Origin of the sequence: Vibrio sp. Isolate34 (assembly GCF_022397915.1) — a bacterium.
Lineage (GTDB): Bacteria > Pseudomonadota > Gammaproteobacteria > Enterobacterales > Vibrionaceae > Vibrio.
Window position 1 is genome coordinate 1 of sequence record NZ_JAKEUO010000053.1, and the last position, 942, is coordinate 942.

The 942-nt window shown below is 43.5% G+C and carries 1 protein-coding gene, 1 tRNA gene and 2 rRNA genes; all 4 read left to right on the plus strand.

The window, feature by feature from the left end; genetic code table 11:
- A 23S ribosomal RNA gene (locus L1D22_RS22115) occupies positions 1-216 on the plus strand; the annotation flags it as partial.
- 162 nt (positions 217-378) lie between these two features.
- A 5S ribosomal RNA gene (gene rrf / locus L1D22_RS22120) occupies positions 379-494 on the plus strand.
- A gap of 69 nt (positions 495-563) precedes the next feature.
- Positions 564-654: transfer RNA gene (locus L1D22_RS22125), tRNA-Ser, on the plus strand.
- A gap of 94 nt (positions 655-748) precedes the next feature.
- Positions 749-942: helix-turn-helix domain-containing protein (locus L1D22_RS22130; protein ID WP_239830001.1), on the plus strand; the 194-nt coding region annotated here is incomplete at its 3' end.

A 942-nucleotide genomic window follows, 5' to 3' on the forward strand; every position in this document is an offset into this window, starting at 1 on the left:
TTCGGGTTGTCATGCCAATGGCATTGCCCGGTAGCTAAGTTCGGAATCGATAACCGCTGAAAGCATCTAAGCGGGAAGCGAGCCCTGAGATGAGTTTTCCCTGACGCTATAAGCGTCCTAAAGGGTTGTTCAAGACTAGAACGTTGATAGGCAGGGTGTGTAAGTGCTGCGAGGCATTGAGCTAACCTGTACTAATTGCCCGTGAGGCTTAACCATACAACACCCAAGGGGTTTTGTGGACTCAAAACTATTTGTCTCCGCTTTTTAAAAGCAGAAACAAAGTACAAACGCTTGAATGAGTTTGAAGAGAACGAAAAACAGCTTTCCAGATTATTTTGCCTTCAGTTTTTAAAAAGCTGAAAGTAAAAGCAAAATTTGCTTGGCGACCATAGCATTGTGGACCCACCTGATTCCATGCCGAACTCAGAAGTGAAACACAATAGCGCCGATGGTAGTGTGGGGCTTCCCCATGTGAGAGTAGGACATCGCCAGGCTTTAAATTCGTTATTTGCATAGCAAGTAACAACCTCAGCAGTGTACTAATCTGTTGATGACAATTTGTTGGAGGGATGGCTGAGTGGTCGAAAGCACCGGTCTTGAAAACCGGCAACCGTTAATAGCGGTTCTAGGGTTCAAATCCCTATCCCTCCACCACCATTAGAAAGCCCGCTGAGAAATCAGCGGGCTTTTTTCTTATACCAATTCCGTTAATTTTGTGATCTAATATGGACTCTTAAAAGGAGTCCTTATGAAGCATGATTTTCCGAGTCTGATTAATTCCACATCCAATGCTCGGCTTAGAATGCGTTATTTATCCGTTTCTCATTTTGTTGACGGTAAAAGTCGCACTCAAATAGCTAAGTACCTTAAAGTTAGCAGAGTAAGCGTCAATAAATGGGTCAAAGCATATCTCGACAATGGTCTTGAAGGACTTCAAGAGAA